This is a genomic window from Blautia sp. DFI.9.10 (assembly GCF_024461705.1).
Lineage (GTDB): Bacteria > Bacillota > Clostridia > Lachnospirales > Lachnospiraceae > Blautia_A > Blautia_A fusiformis.
On the sequence record NZ_JANGAA010000045.1, the window covers coordinates 1 to 2,540 of the forward strand.

2 protein-coding genes are annotated in these 2,540 nt (G+C 42.2%); both read left to right on the forward strand.

All coding sequences use genetic code 11. The annotated features are described in order from the left end of the window. The first annotated feature begins 264 nt into the window (after positions 1–264). Positions 265–1,116: a tyrosine-type recombinase/integrase gene (locus NE671_RS15625; protein ID WP_118753252.1), complete on the forward strand. Its 852-nt coding sequence runs from the start codon at positions 265–267 to the stop codon at positions 1,114–1,116. Continuing rightward, positions 1,109–2,260 carry an IS91 family transposase gene (locus tag NE671_RS15630; RefSeq protein WP_118753251.1) on the forward strand — a complete coding sequence of 384 codons (1,152 nt, stop codon included), beginning with the start codon at positions 1,109–1,111 and terminating at the stop codon, positions 2,258–2,260. Before NE671_RS15625 ends, NE671_RS15630 begins: the two co-directional genes overlap by 8 nt. The last annotated feature ends 280 nt before the right edge of the window (positions 2,261–2,540 follow it).

Sequence of the window (2,540 nt, forward strand, 5' to 3'; positions counted from 1 at the left end):
TTGAACAAAATCGCTGCGCGATGGCCTACCAAGGCTATGGCATAGCGATTTTCTTTTTTCTATAACAAAACAGTGGAAAGCAAGTCCTAAAAGTAGTATTGTTAAGTCACCACAACGAAACAATCAAACAGGATCGACCTTCCCACTGCCTATGAAAAGAATACCACCCTTCCGCTTGGTTGGCAAGCGGTTTTATGACCCAAATGCACCTCCATATAAAGCAGTGTTCTGGATAACTACTGATTTTATATGGAGGATTTTATTATGTATGAAAAATATTTAGAACAGCTTGAGGAAGCCGGAAAAATCCGTAACCTTAAAGAACGTTCCATCAACTGCTATAAAAACTATGTCTCTTATTTTCTGAAATATCAGAATAAGAATCCTGAAGAGCTTACCTGTCAGGATGTCAGGACTTTTTTGCTTGCGAAAAAAGAGGAAGGACTGAAAGCCACAACCTTGAATCTCTATAATTCTGCTATCCGTTTTTTCTATCGGAATGTCCTGCATATCCTTTGGGATGATATCACGGTTCCGCGTATGATCCTGGAACATAAACTTCCGACTGTACTGACCGCCTCTGAGATTGACCGTTTGTTATCTGCTGTTGACGATATCAAATATAAGGCTATGTTCGCAATCATGTATTCTTCTGGCATGAGGGTTTCTGAAGTGATCCATCTTCACTATGATGACATCTCACGTTCAAATATGCAGATCCATGTCCGGGATACGAAAAACCGGATGGACCGCTATACCATTCTCTCTAAGCGTTGTCTGGATATCCTTACACAATACTGGTTTGAGAAAGGTCGTCCCCGTGGCATCCTGTTTCCAAATAAATTTACCGGTAATTACCTGACAGTCAGTACTTTGGAACAGGTCATGCGGCGGGCAGTAGCTGATGCTGAACTTCCGAAGACAGCAACCCCGCACTGTCTGCGCCATAGCTTTGCAACCCATCTGATGGAACAGGGCATAGAACGGCAGAACATTCAAGCTCTACTTGGACACCGTGATCCGAAATCCACGGAAGTATATCTTCATGTCAGCAACAAATCCCTGATGGGCATTCAAAGCCCTTTTGACAGGAAAGAAGGTGCCGGCCATGAATAAACCCACCGTCCAGGATATTTTCCGGCATTTTTATCCGGCATACCTTGAAAGCTGTTCCCCATCCCCGGAACAGGCAAAAGTTGCCCGGAACATCCTGAAGTGCAAAACAGGAGCTTATGGTGCGAATGTCAGTGTATGCGAAGACTGTGGTGCTGTCCAGATCCATTATAATTCCTGCCGGAACCGTTGCTGTCCCATGTGTCAGGCTGTTCCGAAGGAAATGTGGATGGATGCTCGCAGAGAGGATGTGCTTGATGCCCCTTATTTCCATCTGGTGTTTACAGTCCCTGATATTCTGAACTCTGTCATTTACAGTAACCAGAAACTGTTATATGACACGCTGTATCATGCGGCTTCCGCTACCATTCAGGAACTGACATCCGACCCAAAGCACCTCGGGGCTTCTGTTGGTTATATCTGCATCCTGCATACATGGGGCTCAGAAATGAATTTTCATCCCCATATCCATACGATACTGCTTGGCGGCGGCCTGACACCGAAAAATGAGTGGAAAGACAATGGTACGGAGTTTTTTCTACCCATATGGGCTATCTCCAGAGTCTTTCGTGAGAAATATATGGATGAGTTGAAAAATCTCTGGAATACAGATCAGCTTGAGTTTCATGGAACAGCAGAAAAATACCGTAATCATTATGCTTTCAAAAAGCTGATAGATTCCTGTTATGATATAGAATGGGTTCCTTACTGTAAGAAAACTTTTAACGGTGCACAATCTGTGATTGATTATCTCGGAAAATATACCCATAGGATCGCTATCAGCAATCACCGCATCATCCATATGGACAATGAAAATGTTACTTTTTCTGTTAAGGATTACCGGAAGGAAGGACAATGGAAGGAACTGACCCTTTCTGGTGTTGAATTTATATGGCGTTTTCTGATGCATGTGCCACCCAGACGTTTTGTCAGAATCCGGCATTATGGGCTTCTATGTTCCCGCAGCAAACACAAAAAGCTCACTTTATGCCGAAATCTCCTCGGATGTAAAAAATATCTTTCAAAGCTCAGGGATAAGGAGATGCCAGAAATATTGAAACAGCTATACGGGATAAACATCTATGTATGTAAATCCTGCGGTGGACATCTTGGGAAACCACAACTGAGAATACCGCAAAGGTGTTAAAATCCAAATCTTTTATATGTTTTCTAAGCCTCAAAATCCTGAGGTTTAATTGTTATACCTATTTATCTGAAAATCCTTGATTTTTGTAGCGTCAGCATAGGAAATCCTGTATAATCATGGATAAGAACAAAAGATTAAAAGTCCATAGGTAGTAGCTACTCGGACGCTCACTTTGTTCAATTAGGTCAAATCGAAAATGGAGTAAACGAAGGGGCAGTTCACTGAAATGTCAAAACTGCTTTTTCGTTTACTCCATCATCGATTCTAACCTAAAGAATTT

What these genes read in the sequence shown, in the direction of transcription:
- NE671_RS15630 (WP_118753251.1), top strand. Translation starts at nt 1,109, where the DNA reads ATGAATAAACCCACCGTCCAGGATATTTTCCGGCATTTTTATCCGGCA.
- NE671_RS15625 (WP_118753252.1), top strand. Translation starts at nt 265, where the DNA reads ATGTATGAAAAATATTTAGAACAGCTTGAGGAAGCCGGAAAAATCCGT.